2 protein-coding genes are annotated in these 1,370 nt (G+C 27.4%); both read left to right on the plus strand.

Going from position 1 to position 1,370, the window contains the following annotated elements; genetic code table 11:
- The first annotated feature begins 153 nt into the window (after window positions 1-153).
- A complete protein-coding gene (gene cadD, locus CD129_RS11625) occupies window positions 154-771 on the plus strand; it encodes a cadmium resistance transporter CadD (protein ID WP_002508636.1) in 618 nt (205 codons plus the stop codon).
- A gap of 18 nt (window positions 772-789) precedes the next feature.
- Window positions 790-1,137: an ArsR/SmtB family transcription factor gene (locus CD129_RS11630; protein ID WP_002508637.1), complete on the plus strand. Its 348-nt coding sequence runs from the start codon at window positions 790-792 to the stop codon at window positions 1,135-1,137.
- Window positions 1,138-1,370 lie beyond the last annotated feature (233 nt).

The following is a 1,370-nucleotide window of genomic DNA, read 5'->3' on the forward strand; positions in this document are numbered from 1 at the left end:
AGCGTGAGCTATTAAGCCGACCATTCGACAAGTTTTGGGATTGTTAAGGGTTCCGAGGCTCAACGTCAATAAAGCAATTGGAATAAAGCATCTATGATTATTTAAAAATATATGTTAAAATACATTCAAAAATATTTTTGAATGAGGTGTATTATGATTCAAACGGTTGTTACTGCTGCTGTTCTTTATATTGCTACAGCAGTTGATTTATTAGTAATTTTATTAATATTTTTTGCTAGAGCAAAGACTAGAAAAGAATATAGAGATATTTATGTTGGTCAATATTTAGGGTCTATTATTTTAATATTAGTTAGTTTGTTTTTAGCTTTTGTATTAAATTATGTTCCAGAGAAGTGGATATTAGGTTTATTGGGTTTAATACCAATTTATCTTGGAATTAAAGTGGCTATTTATGATGATTGTGAAGGAGAAAAGAGAGCTAAAAAAGAATTGAATGAAAAAGGATTGTCTAAATTAGTTGGTACGGTTGCAATTGTTACGATAGCAAGTTGTGGTGCTGATAATATTGGTTTATTTGTTCCGTATTTTGTGACATTAAGTGTTACTAATTTATTAATTACTCTGTTTGTCTTTTTAATTTTAATTTTCTTCTTGGTATTTACTGCACAAAAATTAGCTAATATTCCAGGAGTTGGAGAAATTGTTGAGAAATTTAGTCGTTGGATTATGGCTGTTATTTATATAGCTTTAGGTTTATTTATTATTATTGAAAATGACACTATTCAAACAATTTTAGGATTTATATTTTAATTTAGGGTGTGATTTTATATGAGTTATGAAAATGCTTGTGATGTGATCTGTGTACATGAGGATAAAGTTAACAATGCTTTAAGTTTTTTAGAAGATGATAAATCTAAGAAATTACTTAACATTTTAGAAAAAATTTGTGATGAGAAGAAATTGAAAATCATATTATCTTTGATTAAAGAAGATGAGTTGTGTGTTTGTGATATTTCTTTGATATTGAAAATGAGTGTTGCTTCAACTTCACATCATTTAAGGCTTTTATATAAAAATGAGGTACTTGATTTTTATAAAGATGGAAAGATGGCATATTATTTTATTAAAGACGATGAAATAAGAGAGTTTTTCTCTAAAAATCAGGAGGGTTTTTGAAACGAGTGAAACGAGTTTCTTCTTGTCTTGATACTATATAGAAATAACAAGCTATTATAAATAGTATAACGCTATAAAAAGGGAATGCGTCTACGAAGATAAACATAAATATGTTTGATTTTAAAGTGATCATAATAAATGATTGGTTCTGTTGCAAAGTAACTTTTAAAAGGTATACTATTAAATTAACTAAAACAAGGAGGTTTTATCAATGAAAGCAGCAGTTTGGTATG

It is taken from the genome of Mammaliicoccus fleurettii (assembly GCF_003970575.1).
In the GTDB taxonomy this organism is placed as follows: domain Bacteria; phylum Bacillota; class Bacilli; order Staphylococcales; family Staphylococcaceae; genus Mammaliicoccus; species Mammaliicoccus fleurettii.